Below are 17,694 nucleotides of genomic sequence, written 5' to 3'. Positions count from 1 at the left end.
TCCTATTTCGCTAATAAAGCCATAAAATTTTCTGCTTTATCACTTGGAACCATCTGCGCTACTAAGCGAACACCTTTAGCCTGTAATTTGTTAAATACTTCTACATCTTGATCAACCACATTGATTGATTTAGTAATGGACCGTGTTTCATTTGTCTGTGACATATTCCCAACATTAATTTCTTCAATTGGGACTCCTAATTCTACCAACTTCAATAAACGATCCGGCTCCCGAGCAATAATCAATAATCGTTGAGAATCATATTTTCCTGCTAAAATATTATTAGCAGCTTTTTCAATCGGCAATACACTTAATTTAACTCCTGGTGGAGTTGCCAGCTTTAATCCACTTTTTTCAATATCATTTTTTGCAACTTCATCATCTACAACCATAATCCGTGTGATGTTCAACTTGGTTGTCCATAAGTTGGCTACTTGTCCATGAATTAAACGTCCATCAATTCTTACTCCGATAATACTCATTGTTTATCCTTCTTTCATTTCTTTATATAGTGGTGCTTTTACTAATTGGATCTCTGGTTGGAAAGTTCCTTCTGTTTCAAAAATCACTATTTCATTGTTTCCTTTTTTAAATAAGCTTTTCGGAATATATAGCGAAAGTGTTGGCCCAACTTCCCAAAAACGTCCAATATTGGTCTGATTAACAAATACAACACCTTTCCCAAATTTTGACAGATCAATGAAGCTATCCTCCACTTCATCAAGTGTTACTTCATAGCGATAAAAACTTGGCTGGTTAGGATGCCATTCCTTTGAAAAATCAACTTTCTCACATGACTCTAGTGGTAAACAATACTGATTCCAATCAGTGATAAAATGTAGATCAGCCATGACCCCTGTACGAATTCCCTTTTTTTGTGTATCGGCTAATAATTTATGACCATAATTAACACGCCCCATATTTTCAATTAGAATATCTAATTGATTGTCTTCCTGAGGCATTGGAACAATGATATCTTCACCAATTTCTGTCTGATATTGTGTAGCTTGCAGTTTTTGATTTAAAAATAGTTGGCTACGGTCTCTTCCATCGATTACTCTCAGTCTTTCATGTTCTGCATCTTTTTTTATTGAGGTGCGATACAGAATATAACCTGTATTTTGTCCTAACATTTCCATCGTTTCTGGATATTTCATTTTTACTGATTGACTAATTGTATCTAATGTTGAAAATAAACTGACTTTATCAATTAATGGAATATCTTTCATTTCCATTGTGTCTTTTGTCAAAGGTTCCATTTGTTGGATATCAGGGAACGTTTCATGAATCATTGTCTGGATTGTATAATATTTTTCGGTTGGATTTCCTTGCTCGTCTAAGGGTGCTCCGTAATCATAAGAAGTAATCTGTGGCAAATCAATCACTCCTCTAGCTGAGCAACCATTCATAAATCCAAAATTTGTTCCTCCATGGAACATATACAGGTTAATACTTCCTCTCAGCACGACCTCTTTGATTGCCTCAGCTAATTCTTTTGCATCACGTTGTACAATCGGTTCCTTCCAACGATTAAACCAACCATCCCAAAATTCCATACACATTAAAGGCCAGTTTTTCCCATGCTCATTGAAGAAAGCTTCCATTGAAGAAAAATTTTCTTCAGCCTTTGAACCAAAATTTCCAGTAACTAAAATATCTTCATCAATCATGCTGCCTGCTCTGAGTGTCGCTCGCCATGGTCCATCCGAAGTGAAAAATGGCACTGTTATTCCTCTGTCCAACATTAAATCACGTATCGAACGTAAATAGTCTTTTTCTTCTCCATAAGAACCGTATTCATTCTCAATTTGAATCATTAAAATATTTCCACCATTTGTCAGCTGATGTGGCACGATTTTTTTTATTAAAACATCATAATAATCTGCCACATGGTTCAAATAAACGGTTTCATTTGTTCGGATCCGAGTTCCGTCATTAAGTAACCAAGCAGGAAAACCACCAAACTCCCATTCTGCACAAATATATGGAGATGGTCTAACAATCGCGTATAGTCCTAATTCCTCAGCAATGGACAAAAAATGTTCTAAGTCCAAAATTCCCTCAAAATGGAAATCTCCTTTTTTAGGTTCATGTAGATTCCATGGTACATAAGTTTCAACTGTATTAAATCCCAATGCTTTCAGATTATATAACGAGTGATACCAATCGGCTGAATCCACTCTAAAATAGTGGATAGCTCCTGAGAGTATCTTAAAGGGCTTACCGTTTAGAAGAAAATCTTCTTTAATCTCAAATGTGTTCAAAAGCTCCCTCCTTAAATAAAAGCGTTTTCAATATATTGATATATCAAATAATTTGAAATAGAAAGTCAACCCTATCCAACATAACAGAACGTGTTAAAATCAAATTATACATACAAAACCAAAGACTCTAACGAAAAGTTTAATTCTTTGATGTTGTTTGAAGGGTTAATTTAGACATCCCAAAATGGCAATAAACTTTATACAGAAGCAGAATTAATATAAATTTTTAACGTAAGCTCTATTACAGTCATTCGCTCCCTGAATGAATAAAGGATGGATTCATAATTCGTCATCAAGGTCGTGACTCATTTGTTTCACGTAAAGAAAAACTGGTCTAGTTTTCTGACATTGAATTATTCACTATCAGTAATGATCAAGTCCAAGTTTTATCAATCACTCGAGGGAATGATCCACACTATTTAAACAAGCTTGAACTGCCAGCCTTAGCATTTTATGATTGCATCAGACATTTACGAAAAACTAAAAAACTGCATATATCTATCAGCAAACTTATTTGCCCGAACAATATGTGGATCCTAATTGTCAAGAATTGTGTTATTACAATTCCAGCTATCAGCGCTTTAAACAAGACTACAATATCCACATGAATGAGGAAGATTTTACGGAAACAAATAAAATTATATTTCCAACTCCTTTAAATGTTGCGAAATTATTAAAGATTCTTACCGATGAACCGACCGTTCTGCAAGTCCGAGTGATGAAACGTAGAGGTTCACAACAACTACTGGAGTACGTTGAATCCTACAAAAAATGGAACTTCTACCAAATTGAGTTGGTCTCAAAAAATCATTGATTTTATCTAGATCGATTTTCTCACTCAATCTTTTTTGCAGTTATTTTTTCAATATGCGATTGAATATTCATCGGTGAAACATGACCTGTTTGTCCTTCTTGTGCATTAGCCATACCAGTAGCCATACAAAACTTCAAAAGTTCTATTTCATCCATTTCTTGTGATAGGCCGTAGGCAAATCCAGCGACTGTAGCATCTCCTGAACCAACTGGGTTGACTGCTTTTATCGTAGGGAGCGTAACTCGATAAAAACAATCTTTATGTTTTGCGAGAGCTCCAGCTTTTCCTAGAGAAACAATGATCCATTCAATACCTGCGAAGATAGGTTGAATCAATTCTTCCTGGACTTCTTCTAATCGATCAATCGAAAATGAATGTCCCAGTAGTGTCGATAATTCCTCAAGATTTGGTTTGATTAAAAATGGCTTCTGTTTGCCAGCTAAAACCTGATGCAAGCTTTCTCCAGAGGTGTCGACAAGAACCTTTGCAGACTGCTCTTCTGTCAATTGGACCAACGTTTGGTAAAAATTTGATGGGAATCCTTTTGCAAGACTACCTGAGATTGTGACAATCTTTGCTTTTTTTATTAGCTCCTTGAAGTTTTCTAGGAAATTCTGCTGTTCTTCATAGGAAAATGTTGGTCCCGCTTCCAAAATCTCAGTTTGATTTCCTTCATGCAAAATAGCGATTGAATCTCGGCTTTCTTCTTTGATCTCTGTAAATTTCTGCTTAATACCGGCATGCTTTAATTCATCTGCAATAAACGTCCCATGAAACCCACCGAGAACTCCTGTAGCGAGTACATCCCCCTTTAGATCATGGATTACTCGGGTTACATTAAGTCCTTTTCCACCTGCTGTTTTACTAACTTGATCTGTTCGATTGACAGTATCCACATTCAAGGAAGCAAGCGGATAGGAAATATCAATTGACGGGTTCATCGTTACAGTTACTATCACGAGCTCTCCTCCTAGTTCACAGCTGCTTCTTTTTCAACTTGGACTTTGTCATACCAAGAACTGGCTGTTTGTGCCAAAACGTTGTTCAAGCTTTCGATATTTTCACGACCTTCACTTTTCAGCCAGGCACGAGCAGATTCTTCACCAGATTTGATAAACGGCTTCACACCATTTTTCCAAGTAGCTCTACCACAAAGCACACCATTAAAGGTCGAACCTGAATTTTTAGCAAAAAACAATGTTTGTTGGAATAACTTCGTAGAAACACCGGCACTCAAGAAAATAAAAGGCAAATCTGTCGCTTGACTTTGTTCAAAGAAGTACTTTGCCGCCTCCTCTTTGGTATACGCTACTTCATCTGTACTGAAACCCTCTACAAAATTCATATTGACAGGAACTTCTACCTTTAAAACATCTACTTTGTACTGTGGTTTCGAAAATTCCTTCATCATGCTATTGACTTTATGCGGTTTTACTTTGGCATATTCAAGTGAATGAACATCTGAAATTTGGGTATCATATGATAGCAATTCTAAATAGAATGGCAAATCTTCTTCGGCACACTCGCTACCTAAACGTTCTACGAAGACATGCTTCTGATGATTGATTTCCGGATCTTCATCTACGTCATAATAAAGTAGAAACTTAATCGAATCGGCTCCTTGCTCTTTTAATCGTAAAACTGACCAATCTGCTAATAAATCAGGCAAGCGTCCTGGTGTTGTTACATCATAGCCGGTTTTTTCATAGGCCAACAACAAACCAGCATCTTCATGTCGTGCACTTGCAGCAGGAAGACCATATTCTGGGTCCAATAAAATAGAAGATGCATAAGGGGTTAATTCACTAGAAACTAACTCCTTGAAACGCTCAATCTGTTCATCGTTTAATTCTACATTTAAGGCTTTGATCATTTTTTTTAATGCTCCGCGTTGATCAATCGCTAAGGCACTGATAATACCATCTTTTGTCGATAAACGATCCATTGCTGCTTTTTTTCCTCTGGTTAATGTAATCATGGTTCTTCCTCCCAGTTTATTTTTACTTATATTTGTGAATCGTTACACCTTTTACAACTCGGTTAACTGTTCCTGTTGGTGACGGTGTATCTGGTTTATTATTCACTTTAATCGATGATAACAAAGCGACTATTTGGGCAACCATGATATAGCTTAGTGCTAAATAGCCATCTGGCAGTAATTCGGCCTCAGTTGTAAACTCGAATTTATCGCCAGTGAAATTCCGTTGCCCTGGTTGAGTAATGGCGAACACTCCGGAAGCGATTTCATCTCCACGCACTTCTTCTAAGACATCCAAGTCGTAATCACGCGTGTAAGGATTATTATTAACAAAACCGAACATGATTGTTTTTTGATTAATAAACGACTTTGGACCATGGCGAAAGCCCATTGATGAATCAAAGATGGTAGCAATTTTTCCGGCTGTCAATTCCAGAATCTTCAATTGCGCTTCCCTTGTTAATCCAGCTAGACTTCCTGAACCAACATAAACAATGCGTTCAAAATCAAGCTGAACGATTTTTTCAATTTCATTTACTCGGGTAATTACTTCATTTCCTAAATTATTTAAAACCTTCAGGTATTGTTGTTTCTTCACTAATACTGTTTGATCGAATGTCAACAAAGCTCCTAAAGTCATGCAGGAAAAGCTACCAGTCATAGCAAAGCCACTATCATTGGAACGTGCTGGCATCAAGAATAAAAAACTATTGGAATCGGATTGACTAATTTGAGCTAGTTTTCCTTCTACAGCACACGTAATTGATAAATGATAGATCGTATCAACCACCTGATTTGCAATTTCAACTGCTGCCAAGCTTTCAGGACTGTTTCCACTCCTCGCAAATGATACAAGTAAAGTTGGTTCTTCTTTAATTAAATACTCTTCAGGTTCTGCGACAATATCAGTCGTTCCAATACTTTCAAAGCTAAATGCTTGGCGATCACCGTTCTTGCGCAAATAAGGAACTAATGTGTCTCCTACATATTGAGATGTTCCTGCACCAGTGAAGATTACACGTGTTCGCTGACCATTTGCCTTTTCTTTAACTATTGCAAGAAAATTATCTAATTCCTTTTGAACTGTTTGATAGTGATCAAGGGTTTCTTCCCAAAGTTCAGGCTGTTGGCGTATTTCGCGAGTCGTGATCTCAGCACCCAGCTGATCCAGTTTTTCTTTTCCTACTGTAAACATGTTTCGATTCTCCTAACTATTTCGAATATGGCGGATCTGATAATGAAATTGATCCGCACGGGCGACACTTAAAGTAAATTCGATAATTTCATTTTTCATATTATAGGTTTGACGTGCTAAATGAAGGACAGGTGCCCCTTCTGAGATTATCAGCTGTTTCGCATCTTCCTTTGAGGCAACACTTGCATATAGCTCTTCATCTGCCAATCGAACGGTCTGATTAAAATCCTCGGAAAAAAGATCATATAGAGGTTTGCTTCTTAAAAGCTGATCATTTAATGATAAGAAAAATTTGACTGGCAAATAGGTATCTTCGATCATAAGCGGTTCCCGATCAGCTATCCGCAATCGACTTAATTTGAAGACTACTTCTCCTAATGAAAGATTCAATTGTTTTGCAATAAATTTGTCCGCTTCAATTTTTTCAAAAGCTAAGATCCGCGTCTCAGCAGTTCTACCTAAACTTTTCATTTGTTCAGTAAAGCTATAAGTTCCTGCTAAATCTGCTACGTTCTTTTTGATATCGGATACAAATGTTCCTTTTCCATGTCTCCGATAAATATAACCTGTATTTTCCAACTCTTTCAAAGCTAATCGAACCGTTGTCCGACTAACTCCGTATTGAGCAGTTAATTCTCGTTCAGAGGGTAATTTATCATGGGGTATCATGTTACTTTCCATCTGATTTTTAAGTAAATCTACCAACTGATGATACAAAGCTTTGTTTTTAAAAGAATTTCCCATAGGTTTCTCCTTCTTTTAAACTGGTTATAACCACAAACTAATGGTAAGATGGTTTTTTTATTTTTGTCAACAAACAATCTGAAAAAAATTCTACAACCGTCTTAAATCGTTGATTTAGCAATAATTATTTTATTGAAATAATAAAACTATCCATTTTTAAGAAATTGTTCCTAGCGAAAATAACAGTCATAAGTGCTGAAATCTGATACCAGTTGAAAAAAATAGGAAATAGAAACCTACTAATCTTAGTATGTTTATTTGCTTAAAAAAGTTTTATCGTGACGAATCAAAATTCGCCGTTTGAAATGATAAAAATTTCGTTTAAATACTTTGATAGGCTTGTTTAAACATTCTAGTAATCCGTTTGAGTAATTGTAGCAGAGGGCATTTCGGATCTGTGTCAGAAACTTTCTAAATGTTCGCAAAGTTGTCGTATAGGTTTCGGTTTCTCTGGTTAAATAGCCCCCAAATAGTGAATGATGTCTTTTCTATACCGTTTAAATCATAAAAAAATATTGGCGAATTTCGCCAATATCAAAAAGTGTAGAATCTAAAAAAGTTTCTGCTTTCGTATAGGTAGTACAACTCTCCATCCAATCTATATATTCTTTCTATCTGTATTTAATCTAGAAAAAAAGAATCAATCCCTTATTCGTTGGGATTGATTCTCTATCCGTCTCTTTTTTAACTTCTGTCGGCAATTTTTGTTTTATACTCTGAATCTTTCAGCTAACCTCAGCTCTCATCAAAGAGCTCCCTTTTTCACTTTTTCACTTTTTCTGACTAACTAAATTTGTTACAACTGATTCTCTGTATAATTCATTTCGATAAAACTGGCATTATGGTAATTGGCATCTAATTTTCTCTGACATAAGTCAAAAAACTGGCGGTTATGGGTGGAAAAGATGATCTGTGTTCCTAGCTTAAATGCAAGGATTCTTAATAGATCAATAAAGGATAATTCATTAAGACTATCTAAGTGTTGGATTGGATCATCCATGAAAATCGTATTCACTTTGTCTGTATTCTCTAGAGCGGTTCCTAGAAAAATACTTAAAGACAATATATTTACTTGGGCAGAACTTAGATATAAAATCGGGGCATCCTCTTCATCCTCTGTTCGTTTGCACATAATATCCAGTCCTAATTTATCGGGATTTGCTTCATTGATTTTAAAACTAATCTTACGAAAATCAGGGTGAGGTTCGATCATTTGAAAAATCTGATTGACGGTATCTAAGTTAAATGTACTTTTGATTTGCTTTTTGATCTCGGTTAATTTACTGTCTTTTAATTCTTTTAGTTCTTGTACTTTGCTACTTAAGTGGTCATAGATTTTTTTTACTTTTGCTTGTTCGCTTCTTTTCTCTTCGATACCTGTTTCAGAGATAAAATCACTGGTAAGCCCAGATAGTTGACCCAACAGTTGATTTTTTTCATTTAATTTGTAAATAGCTGTAGTCAACTTTTGCTTATTTTTTTCCAATTCTTCTGGTGCAATGATTACTTGGTCAAACAGTTGATAAGATATCTTTTCGATATATTTCCTCCGTACAACGAGCTGCCGAATCTGCTCTGCTTGGATTCGTTGTTCTTCTACTAATTCTGTTTTACTTTTCCCATTTACTTGTTCTAGTCGTTGTTCTTTTTCAGCAATAAGCTTGGTTTCTTGTTCATTGATTTTTTCTAACTCGCGTTTACATTGCCTTTTAAAATCAGAGATAACAGAAATACCAAGTGCTTCATAAAACGCCTGTTCTTGCTGATAATATTGATACTGTTCGTTTCCTTTTAGATCATTTAAGCTTTTTTTTGCTTGTTGATAATGTAATTCGATCGTTTTGAGTGTATGAGTATTCTTGACATTCAGCTGTTCATTTTGATTGATTTTTTCTTTGATATTTTGGTATTCATTCGTTAATTTTACCAATTCCTCCTGTAGTGACTTTACTCTTTTCTGGGTTTCTTCAGCAATTTTTTCACATTCAATCCCATATTTTTGGCTGTATTCATTTAACTTGTGCCAGTGTTTCTCATTGGTTAAATACGCTTCTTCTTGTTGTTTTAATTTTAAGGTTACTTGTAACAGGTCGTGGTCAAGTTGGTTGATTTCAGTTTCCTTAATCGTTATTTGTATCTGAATCTGTTGTTTTACTCCAGAAACTACATCAGTTAACCGCCTAGTTGATTCATCGATCATTCCTTCTAAGTGGCTAATTTCCTTCGTCAGTTGCTCAATCGGTAAAAGATCTGCCGTACTAGCTTCAATTTTTTGGATGATATGTTGAAATTCTTGATGATCATGGAGACATAATGGACAGACAGACGAAGACGTATCCGTTACGATAGAATAACCTAATTTTTTCAACTGTTCTAACTGACTGCCCAGAACTTCTAAAGAGGAACGTTCCTTCTTCTTTTGTGCTAAATCAACTTCCAATTTTTTTCTTTCTTGCCAAATGTCATCAAGTTGGCTTATCTGTTCCAACAAAAATGAATAATCAGGTTCTTTTGAATAGTCTTTTTGGCTTAACTGATGATCGTCTAAGTTTACTAATGAAAACAATTTTGTCAACGTTAGCTTTATCTTACCTAACTTGGCTTCCAACTCTATTTTTTTCTTTTTCTGTTGTTTGATTTCATGATCAAGTAATTGTCTTTTCGCTTTAACATCGGAATAACTGTTTAATTCTTTGATTTCTGTTAATTGATTCGTCCGCAACGCTCGTTTATTTTGACACTCACTTAATGTTACTTCTTGCTCTTGATGCTCCTTTTGTAAAGTAATCAATGCTTGTTCACATTTTTTTCGTTGATTGATCCATTCATTGATTTCTCTATTACTGTTTTGTTCAGCCATTTCTTGTGCCTGAAAATCTGCTTCATGATTGATAAGAAAGTTACAACGCTTGAGATGGTTGCTCAAGTCTATTTTTTCGTCAAACAGTGCTTTCTTTTTTTCTTCGATTGTCTCAATTTCTGTCAAATGGGCTAACTTTTCGTTGACATCAGCAACCTGCTTTTCAGACCATTCGATCTGCTGCGGTATTTGTCGATACTCTTGGATCATTGTGATTAAATTTTCTAGCTGCTGTCGCTCCTCTTCTAACTGGTTCAATTTTATTTGATTATTGCTTTTTAATTTGTTCGATTCGATATACAATTCTTGTAAACCTAATTGATTCTTTAACAATGGATCTTTTTTACTATTCTTTCCGTTTAACTTGGCATAATTTTCTTTCAGCTGGTTGATTGTTTGCCATATTTTTGCATTACTTTCGAGTTTTTCAATCTCATTTGTTAGCTGATTCATTTTAGTTTCTTGTTGTCCTAATACTTTATTCATTTCGTTGACGAATAAGACTAGATTTTTATAATCCTCAGATACATTTTCTTTGTCCCAAAAATTACTTAAAGCATCATATCTTCCTTCGGCACTTTGTGATCGCAAAAAAGCATCGATTTGATTGTGTGTCAATAAATTTTTTTGTCGTAAAATCTTTAATTCTTTCGCTGTTAAATCAACCGTTTTTTTGGTCTCATTCCCTTCAACGTAATCCGTTGTTTGCTTTCCATTTAACTTTTTCGTTGTTAATGCATAAAAACTGCCATCATCAAATGCTAGTTCCACACTGCCCACTTCGGACGAGGAATATTTGTTCTTTAAAATATACTTTCGCTCTTGGGAGGCGATATCACGGACATTTTTATTTTCATTCAGTCGACTGATTTCGCCAGTCAAGCTCCATTCGATGGCATCAAAAAAAGAGGTTTTTCCGGTTCCATTTGGCGCATACAAAACAATCAAATTTGATATTTCATTAAAAACAGGATTCACACAATCAAAATATTTTTGCCTTTCAAATGCTCGAAACGAATCAATTTTTATCCCTTTCAATTTAAGACTCATCGGTTCCTTCCTTTACGTTAAGATTTGACAGCTCATGTTTTATATACTCTTGTATTCGTGCTTTTTTCTCTTTTTTAGCCATCGTTTTTAATTCTGCTAACAAATGGATGATTTTCTCATCATTTTGCCGCTCATCCTTAGCCAGTTTCTTTACTGGTTTTGTCTGTTCCAGATTCAATAATAATCTTTTTTGAATTTTATTTTTTTGTGCTTCTTTTTGTGCTTCTTTTTGCGCATCATTAGTAGCAAATTCTCGAAAATTATCCACGATCACCTTTCTGGTTGCATACTTGTCTTGTTCAATACTGGCTTTGATTGGCTTCGCTACTTTGGCTTTGACAAAAAGAAAAAAATAAATATTCCATCGTTCAATCTTCCTTTTTAATTGACTTTGAAAACTGTAGGCAATCTGATCGTTGATTTCTTCATAGTTGGCTAATAACTCATCTTGATTATCAAATACATAACAAAAAAAATGGATTCGATACTTTTCGTTTGCTTGTTGGTACGTGTAACAGGTCAATCCCGTCGTTTTTTCTATTATTTCATACGTAGTGATTTCTTTTAATATCTCTACCATTGTCATCTACCTCCATTAGTTTGCAATTTCTTCAAACAAACGAGTTAACTCCTCTGGAAACCTCTGAGAAAACTCAACGGCTGTTAACCCTTTTGTGTCGTGTAAAATCTGATCAATTTCATTTTCGATATAATCGACATGAACAATAGGAAATAATTTTTTTTCATTGGGATTATCAATCGTTAACCGATCAGAAACTTCTGGATGATCGATGTTCACGACGATTCCCTCAATTTGTTCTCGCTTGGCAATACTCCCACCCCGAAATTTTCTCCTTTGATTAGTTACAAACAAAACATCTTGTTTATCTAGCTTGTCATAAAGTGTACTTCTAAATAAACTCCCAATGAAACGGTCAAGTGTTAGATGATTTGTAAATAATACATGGATACCAGCTCTTTCCTTTTCCTGAGTGAGTAATTTGAAACAATCATCGATCTCAAAAGCAATATTTGTTTGTAATAACTTGTAAAGCAAGATCTCCAGCCAAGCGATCCACAAGAATTTATTGGTATAATCCTCATTTTTCTGAGAAGGAAGAAACAGGTAATCACTTAACCGATTATGGATCAATTTAGGCGTTATGTCGGAAAAACATTCACGATAACATTTTTCAATCAGAAAAATCAGCTTATTTTCTTGTCCACCTACTTCTCGTAATTCATTTATGATAGATGTCAAATATTCACTAAAATCATTCAAACAACGAGGTACCAGCATGATATCAAACTCTTCTAAAAAGAAAGCAACAATATGTGCGATATGAATCCCTTCAACAATTCCTTGTTGCCCCGCTGACTGAAGTTTCGTAATAATCCCAGTCAAATAACACTTACCTTCTCTTTCGACGTACACTCCTGATCCTGAGCAACCTCGCATGTTCTCATACTCCGTGTTGTTAGACGATCCTATTTCATTGTCCAGTACCAATTTAAAAATATCTGGCTTACTGATTTGAGTTGCCTTTCCTCGATAAGGAGTTCCACCGTCTTCTTTCATACACTCTGGATAACCATAAAATACGATTTCTTGCTTATTTTCTGGTTCCATTATAAGCAGTTCAGGATAACCTTTTTTTACCTTCACTTTGATAATCGATAAATCTAGACTATCTGAGCATCTTGGTGGTTCTAAGATTTCTAGTTCAGATTGGGTATAATCAAATAGTTTGAAGTCATTAATTGTTTCCCCAACCACACAATGTTTTGCGGTGATCACAAAACCCGTTTCACAATCCTGCTGATACAATAAACCTGAACCATAAGTATTGGTTCCTCTAATATTCACTGATAACTCTTCAAAATCATTCATATGTCAATCGTTAGTACCCTCTCATTCATTTTTTTCTTGATCAATTGAATCCCGTATTTTTTTATTTCTTCATTTGTAAATAACCCCTCACTCGCATCAGAATAATTAAAATAAAAATTCGTTGGTCGTTTTTTTGTGTAGTTGTGGTAAACAATCCTTGATAAGGCTTCTTTGTGCGGAAAACCATGACGATTCCCCTTATTTGAACTAATCAAATAATTTTCACATTCAATCTGTTTTAATAAATCGTCACTAGTATTCGCTTTACTCCCATGATGAGCCACTTTTACCAAGTCAAAATGCAGCTCTTTTTCCCCATATAGTTCTTTTAACTTCGCAGTGACAGTACTTGGATGAGCATCTGCTAACATCAACAGTCGTTTGCCTTCATACTCCAATATAAAGCTAATACTACTCCCATTTGCGACAGCGCGATCTTCTTGGAAAGCTTTTTTGATCAGTTCTTCTACGCTTCCCTGATGATTGACATTTCGACCGCTGATCAGTTGATCCCTGGTTTCTTTTTGAATTGCCTTTTCCCAATCTGTATATAATTTCCTTAGACTTGCTTCATCAGGTGTCAAAATCGTCATTTTTGCCCCATTGAGTAATTTGGGCTGACAAGAATTGTCAATAACTGTCATCTTTTCAATCTTCAAATCCTCCAAATACCGATCGAAAGACTCCCCTTGTTTAAAACTAATCTCTGACTTTTCTTGAACGATCTCCAGTTGATCATCATAAACAACCTTTGTATCAAACTTTTGCGATAACAGCTTTCTAGAATTAAAAAACACTCGTTTAATACATGACTTGTCAAAACTCGACTGAGAAAACAAACTCAAAAATCCCCGAATATGATCGGCATCAATATGTGTCAAAACCAGTAAGTCAATGCACTCGCCTTTCTGGCTAATTGTTGCAATTTCCTCTTTCAACTGCCTAACAACTTGTTGTCCTTGACCACCATCGACAAACAGATTCGTCCGTTGATCTTCTTCTCCATACTGAACGATCAAACAATCGCCATCATAAGCAGGTAAAGCTTTCACTGTAATCATTTCTCTTTCATTGCAGTCCTGTCCCTGCAATCTCCTCCTTCTTCTGCTTTCTTTTCGCTGATCTTGTTATTCTTTACTAACCAAAATCACACACAATAAACTTCTATTCATTTGTCATTGGCGCTAGAATTTAACTGACAAGAAGAGCTTTCAGTCCATTAGTTAATTGCGCGAAATACGCTCTCTTCTTTCTTATCTTACTCCCCATAACATTGTTATTGTAAATAAATTTTGATTTTTAAATGCCAATCATTCTCATAACCAGAAATAATTGCTTGATTCATAACTCGCCAAATAATTGAGAAGGCGACAAAAAAATATCGCAAGCAAAAAAAGCCAGCAAGACCGTTTTAAGGCTTGCTGACTTCAATTCTTGATTGTTGAAATTTAGCACTATACAGACAAATGAAGCTTAAATGATCACTCAATTCCCAAAAAATACTAACTCTCACTGGTTCTTGAGTTCAATTACCATTGCTTTAATTCTATCTCTTGTTTTTCTAAAAGCTGATGCTATTTCTGCTTCGGTTCCAACTGCTTGTGCGGGGTCTGTTAAATCCCAATGAATGTGCTGAACACCTACAGGAATCGTCGGACATTTATCTTTTGCATCTCCACAAAGCGTAATAATCAAGTCTGCTTGTGTAAAATAATCCTGATCGATCAAATCAGACGTTTGGTTTGAAATATCAATTCCATCCTCAGCCATTACCTGAACCGCTCGTGGATTCAGTCCATGAGTTTCAATACCTGCGCTTTTAATTTCCACATCCGAGGCAGATAATAATTGACGTGCATACCCTTCTGCCATTTGGCTACGACAAGAATTTCCTGTACATAAAAAATAAATTTTTTTCATTTTTATTTCTCCTCCTGGATATGAGCATTCGATATAGCTCGGTCATTATTTTATTCTCTAACTAAAAGCAAGCATACAGGAATTTTTGTAGGAAAGCATCAAAAAAGAGTGAAATGATTGAAAAGTTACGTCATCAATTATCAGTTTGGTATGTTTTGGCCATCAGTTCTGAACTTCTTTTTACCTGACAATTAATAAATGTCATTATCCATGGATCACCTAAAATGGAAGAAAATTCATCATATTCGATGTCATGAATCATTTCCTAAAAGAATTTTTTTACTAACGAATGCTAAATGAACGCTTTGTTTTAAACGGCAGTTTGACGAACCTTATTCTATTGAAAGAAGCTAGAATAACCGTAGCTATTAGCACCCCACCCATAATTTCACTACATTTGGTTTTATACTAAAAAAATGAAATAAATTGATTGATTGGACACATTGAAACCTAAACTTGTTCCTTTAAACTTAAATTGTAAGCGAAGATCGTTTACATAAATTATATTAAAGGGAGGAATACCATGAAAAAAAAATTACCATTGGTCAGCCTATTGTTTGGTTTCATTGCTTTAATGTTTTTCTTACCACTAACCAAAACACACGCTGATGTCACCGTAACAAACGATTGTACAGATCCGTCACATTCATTTACAGCTTCCATTAACGCAGATAATGGAAAAGATGTCTCGTCAGACTACTACAAAGTAACAGTTGGACAAACAGAATCTTGGCGCAGAAATGATCCTAGAGGCCATATTTTAGCCATTGTTTATTTAGAACAACTTAGGACCTACTATACTCCAACTAACGCCGCCTACTCTTTTAAAGATGGAAAACTTTATTCCCAAGGTAGCACAACAGAAATCACTCCGTTAAAAGTTGAAACAAATTCGCTTGTTACGCGAAGTATGAACGTTAACATGATTAATCTTTCCACAAGTCTTACAACAGTATCGTTAAGTAAATGGAAAAGTGGCGGATCGACAGACTACTTTACGCTAAACCACCTTGATAGTGAAACTTGGAGCAGAAATGATGATCCAAGAGGCTTTTTAGTTTCAGTCCTATATAATAGCGGATTCTCAAAAGAATACATATATTATTTACCTAGCATACAATACCTAGGCTACAAAAATTTTCTGACAATCAGAAAAGATGCTATCTATGATTGGGATGAAACACAGAAATTAAAAGTAGTTAATGTGATTGACTACTAAGCATGAAGAACCATTAAAGCGATCAAATAATAACTAATGATGAGCCTAGGGAGAAAATATGCCCTAGGCTTTTTCATTAAGTACAAAAATAAATAACCAGTGTTTTTGAAGTTAAGCTTCACACAATAGAAATACCGTCGTATAAAGTATAAAAAACGTTTATAAAGGCTATCCGCTTATTCACTCATCTTACAGTACTTTTTCCAACCTCTTGCTAAATTTCAGCCAGCTCCTCCGCTATTCAAGAACTGATCGATATCCCAAAGAAAATTCCACTATACTTGACTCTAAAATAAAAAAAATGAATAAAATAGTAAATTAGAATCATTGAAAAATAGTCTGCATCCTTTAGACTTAAATTGTAAGCGAAAACGTTTACGACTATATTATATTAACAGGAGGAATATCATGAAAAAAAAATCATCACTGGTCAGTTTATTAATAGGAATGGTCGCTTTAGCCATCTTTTTAATCCCGACCAAAGCAGCACATGCTGACATCACTGTAACAAACGATTGTACGGACTTTTCAAGTATTCAGGTTTCAGTTAGTGCAAATTCTACAGGAAAGGGTAACACCGACTACTTCAATATCACACCTGGTCAATCAGACTCTTGGAGTAGACTTTCTCGTAGTGGATTTATCTTGGCGATTGTCCATAACGGAATGCTTAGAACCTATTATACGCCAACAAGTGCTTCTTACTCTTATAAAGATGGTAGCCTTTATCAACGAAACAGCTCAACTGAAATCACACCACTGAAAAAAGTAGTCTACTCTGATACAAAAGGAACTAAAATTGTAAATATGGTCAATCTCTCTGATGGAACTGTTCAGGTTGCATTAAGCAAATGGAAAACTGGCGGATATGCAGATTACTTTGAACTTGCTCGTCCAGCTGTAGAGAGCTGGAGCAGAAACAATGATCCAAGAGGCTTTTTAGTTTCAATGAAAGCCAAAAGTGAAATGAATGAATACATATATTATTTACCTAGCATTGAATATATCGGTGGAAATTATTTAACTATTAAAAACCAAGCAATCCTTGATTGGGATGAAAGAACTCCATTAAAACTTGTAAATGTTATTAAATATTAATTTATAAGCAAATAAACCAAAAGAGACTGGGCCAAAAAATTGACGGCTCTATAATTTATGGGACTGAAAAATCAAAATTGATTCTTCAGCCCCATTTTCATTTTTGCTATAAAAAAACATATCGTTCTCTAGTATGATTAAATCACCATAAGATAAACAACTGAGAGGATGATATGCTCTATGAATGATTTCACCAAAAAAATGCTAAAATTAATAGATAAAAATTTAACAAAATTCAAATAAGAACTGAGCTAGAATGATGGTCCTTTTGATCCAGATTTGATTTTGTATCATTCATAATTTTTAAATAACTTTTTTAGCTGTGATCCTCATCAACTATTGTTATTAATTGTGCTTCATTTAAGGGTTTATACATATTATTTTCAACATCAGATGCTTTAATAAAAACTTTTGTATTTTCATTCAAAAATCCAACTAATTTTTTTCCATACTCAAGCTGTTTTTCAATAAACAACTGAATATTACCATTTAAATCTACAACTCTATAAGCGGAACCACTAATATGTAACTCTAATTGTATTCCATCTTCTTTTCGTTTAATAACGTATAATTCTGTATCTAAATTTGAACTCAAATGTTCAACTAAAAATAATTCATCGCTATATTTCATTTGTTTCCTCCTAAATTAACCAACTTACTT

Annotated in this window: 14 protein-coding genes and 1 pseudogene; 2 read left to right on the top strand and 13 right to left on the bottom strand. The window is 34.9% G+C overall.

Going from position 1 to position 17,694, the window contains the following annotated elements; all coding sequences use genetic code 11:
* Positions 1-2 precede the first annotated feature (2 nt).
* The 12 genes and pseudogenes from AB3H93_RS01460 to arsC all read right to left on the bottom strand — a co-directional run bounded on the left by AB3H93_RS01460 (position 3) and on the right by arsC (position 14,716).
* A complete protein-coding gene (locus tag AB3H93_RS01460) occupies positions 3-482 on the bottom strand; it encodes a PTS system mannose/fructose/N-acetylgalactosamine-transporter subunit IIB (protein ID WP_010719958.1) in 480 nt (159 codons plus the stop codon).
* Between the two features lie 3 nt (positions 483-485).
* Positions 486-2,264, bottom strand: a complete 1,779-nt coding sequence (locus AB3H93_RS01455) for a beta-galactosidase family protein (protein WP_368020012.1) — start codon at positions 2,262-2,264, stop codon at positions 486-488.
* A gap of 834 nt (positions 2,265-3,098) precedes the next feature.
* A complete protein-coding gene (locus tag AB3H93_RS01450; RefSeq protein WP_368020011.1) occupies positions 3,099-4,037 on the bottom strand; it encodes a hexose kinase in 939 nt (312 codons plus the stop codon).
* A gap of 11 nt (positions 4,038-4,048) precedes the next feature.
* Positions 4,049-5,056, bottom strand: coding sequence for a tagatose-bisphosphate aldolase (gene lacD / locus AB3H93_RS01445; protein WP_368020010.1), 1,008 nt, complete (start codon positions 5,054-5,056; stop codon positions 4,049-4,051).
* A 22-nt stretch (positions 5,057-5,078) separates the two neighbouring features.
* Positions 5,079-6,251, bottom strand: a complete 1,173-nt coding sequence (locus AB3H93_RS01440) for an SIS domain-containing protein (protein WP_010738369.1) — start codon at positions 6,249-6,251, stop codon at positions 5,079-5,081.
* 12 nt (positions 6,252-6,263) lie between these two features.
* A complete protein-coding gene (locus AB3H93_RS01435) occupies positions 6,264-6,995 on the bottom strand; it encodes a GntR family transcriptional regulator (RefSeq protein WP_010719963.1) in 732 nt (243 codons plus the stop codon).
* Positions 6,996-7,249: 254 nt separating this feature from the next.
* Positions 7,250-7,438, bottom strand: a pseudogene (locus tag AB3H93_RS01430) (transposase); the annotation flags it as partial.
* 353 nt (positions 7,439-7,791) lie between these two features.
* A complete protein-coding gene (locus AB3H93_RS01425; RefSeq protein ID WP_368020009.1) occupies positions 7,792-10,905 on the bottom strand; it encodes an AAA family ATPase in 3,114 nt (1,037 codons plus the stop codon).
* Positions 10,895-11,485: an ABC-three component system middle component 1 gene (locus AB3H93_RS01420; RefSeq protein ID WP_096708408.1), complete on the bottom strand. Its 591-nt coding sequence runs from the start codon at positions 11,483-11,485 to the stop codon at positions 10,895-10,897. Before AB3H93_RS01420 ends, AB3H93_RS01425 begins: the two co-directional genes overlap by 11 nt.
* A gap of 15 nt (positions 11,486-11,500) precedes the next feature.
* Entirely contained in the window at positions 11,501-12,772 is a 1,272-nt protein-coding gene (locus AB3H93_RS01415; protein WP_231105534.1) for an ABC-three component system protein, read from the bottom strand.
* A 20-nt stretch (positions 12,773-12,792) separates the two neighbouring features.
* On the bottom strand, positions 12,793-13,857 hold the full coding sequence (locus AB3H93_RS01410) for a ComEC/Rec2 family competence protein (protein WP_096708409.1): 1,065 nt from the start codon (positions 13,855-13,857) through the stop codon (positions 12,793-12,795).
* 448 nt (positions 13,858-14,305) lie between these two features.
* Complete coding sequence (gene arsC / locus AB3H93_RS01405; protein ID WP_010719969.1) at positions 14,306-14,716, bottom strand: arsenate reductase (thioredoxin); 411 nt, start codon at positions 14,714-14,716, stop codon at positions 14,306-14,308.
* 523 nt (positions 14,717-15,239) lie between these two features.
* On the opposite strand from arsC, the gene AB3H93_RS01400 reads away from it, so the two are divergent.
* Complete coding sequence (locus AB3H93_RS01400) at positions 15,240-15,935, top strand: hypothetical protein (protein WP_010719970.1); 696 nt, start codon at positions 15,240-15,242, stop codon at positions 15,933-15,935.
* Between the two features lie 408 nt (positions 15,936-16,343).
* Complete coding sequence (locus AB3H93_RS01395; RefSeq protein WP_228011830.1) at positions 16,344-17,033, top strand: hypothetical protein; 690 nt, start codon at positions 16,344-16,346, stop codon at positions 17,031-17,033.
* 316 nt (positions 17,034-17,349) lie between these two features.
* On the opposite strand, the gene AB3H93_RS01390 is transcribed toward AB3H93_RS01395, so the two are convergent.
* Positions 17,350-17,664 (bottom strand): hypothetical protein, encoded by a 315-nt coding sequence (locus AB3H93_RS01390; protein ID WP_161652277.1) that lies wholly within the window; start codon positions 17,662-17,664, stop codon positions 17,350-17,352.
* Between the last annotated feature and the right edge of the window lie 30 nt (positions 17,665-17,694).

Source organism: Enterococcus sp. C74, assembly GCF_040887125.1.
Taxonomy (GTDB): Bacteria; Bacillota; Bacilli; order Lactobacillales; family Enterococcaceae; genus Enterococcus_B; species Enterococcus_B hirae.
This window is presented reverse-complemented; position numbering and strand designations above follow the sequence as displayed.

Excerpts from the sequence above, each read along its gene's own strand:
- AB3H93_RS01460 (WP_010719958.1), bottom strand. The coding sequence starts at position 482 with ATGAGTATTATCGGAGTAAGAATTGATGGACGTTTAATTCATGGACAA.
- lacD (WP_368020010.1), bottom strand. The coding sequence starts at position 5,056 with ATGATTACATTAACCAGAGGAAAAAAAGCAGCAATGGATCGTTTATCG.
- AB3H93_RS01440 (WP_010738369.1), bottom strand. The coding sequence starts at position 6,251 with ATGTTTACAGTAGGAAAAGAAAAACTGGATCAGCTGGGTGCTGAGATC.
- AB3H93_RS01435 (WP_010719963.1), bottom strand. The coding sequence starts at position 6,995 with ATGGGAAATTCTTTTAAAAACAAAGCTTTGTATCATCAGTTGGTAGAT.
- AB3H93_RS01425 (WP_368020009.1), bottom strand. The coding sequence starts at position 10,905 with ATGAGTCTTAAATTGAAAGGGATAAAAATTGATTCGTTTCGAGCATTT.
- AB3H93_RS01420 (WP_096708408.1), bottom strand. The coding sequence starts at position 11,485 with ATGGTAGAGATATTAAAAGAAATCACTACGTATGAAATAATAGAAAAA.
- AB3H93_RS01410 (WP_096708409.1), bottom strand. The coding sequence starts at position 13,857 with ATGATTACAGTGAAAGCTTTACCTGCTTATGATGGCGATTGTTTGATC.
- arsC (WP_010719969.1), bottom strand. The coding sequence starts at position 14,716 with ATGAAAAAAATTTATTTTTTATGTACAGGAAATTCTTGTCGTAGCCAA.
- AB3H93_RS01400 (WP_010719970.1), top strand. The coding sequence starts at position 15,240 with ATGAAAAAAAAATTACCATTGGTCAGCCTATTGTTTGGTTTCATTGCT.
- AB3H93_RS01395 (WP_228011830.1), top strand. The coding sequence starts at position 16,344 with ATGAAAAAAAAATCATCACTGGTCAGTTTATTAATAGGAATGGTCGCT.
- AB3H93_RS01390 (WP_161652277.1), bottom strand. The coding sequence starts at position 17,664 with ATGAAATATAGCGATGAATTATTTTTAGTTGAACATTTGAGTTCAAAT.